Annotated in this window: 2 protein-coding genes; one reads left to right on the top strand and one right to left on the bottom strand. The window is 38.5% G+C overall.

Annotation, left to right across the window (positions count from 1 at the left end; genetic code table 11):
* Positions 1-186 (bottom strand): transposase (locus DWY84_RS17180; protein WP_182434976.1); only part of this gene is annotated, 186 nt, incomplete at its 3' end.
* A 200-nt stretch (positions 187-386) separates the two neighbouring features.
* On the opposite strand from DWY84_RS17180, the gene DWY84_RS17605 reads away from it, so the two are divergent.
* The coding region (locus DWY84_RS17605; RefSeq protein WP_207665143.1) for a hypothetical protein at positions 387-759 on the top strand (373 nt) is incomplete at its 3' end.

Genomic DNA, 759 nt, shown 5'->3' with positions numbered 1-759 from the left:
GTGATCTTTGTCTGTTTCCATATGTCTTATTATCGCACTGTGTCTCTGACATATCTCATCCGAAAACTGTTTTATATCATCTGATATCTGCCTCGAAACCAGTAATTTCTTTCTATATTTGCAGACAAAAATAATGTGATATTGTAATAGGTATTTGTGTCTGTTTTTAGATTTCCATGTTCCCATACCATGAGTATACAATAATTTCTGATTTTTGGCTACCTTAACCCACCGTCTAAAGCCAGTGGGATTGCGGTAGCCCTATTTCAATACTAATTATACGCTACCACATTCCTATGTCAATATGTCGAACAAGTGATGAACGAGCATACTTAAGTGGCGCTATGTCTGAAACTGGAATGCGCTTGGCTCAGGAATCCATACTTATGCAGTACGGTTATAATATTTCACAAATTGAAGATCTCTCCTCTCTCCGGAAAAAGAAAATATTGGCTCTGCTCGTTGATAATAACATTCTCACAAGCAGTGACGTGATCAGTTATCTTGATTTTTTTATAAGCCAAAGGAAACATCAATCCAGATGTGACATACTCCCACCACTTAGCTATCGCCTGAAGTGGGGGCTTCTCGTTCGATTGCCCGATAGGGCAAAGCATAAGCGAGCTATCCCCGTGTGTCTCACGGTTTTATTAGACATTATGATAGTACGGAATTTCTTCCGCAAGGATCAGGAAATTTTCTTTTCTGTATCAAATAACATTCCAGATATTCGAATACCTTCCCTGCATATATTGATTG

The sequence above is a fragment of the Clostridium sp. AF27-2AA genome, from assembly GCF_003478505.1.
Taxonomy (GTDB): Bacteria; Bacillota; Clostridia; order Lachnospirales; family Lachnospiraceae; genus Brotaphodocola.
The sequence above is the reverse complement of the archived record's forward strand: the minus strand, read 5'-3'. Positions and strand labels throughout refer to the sequence as shown.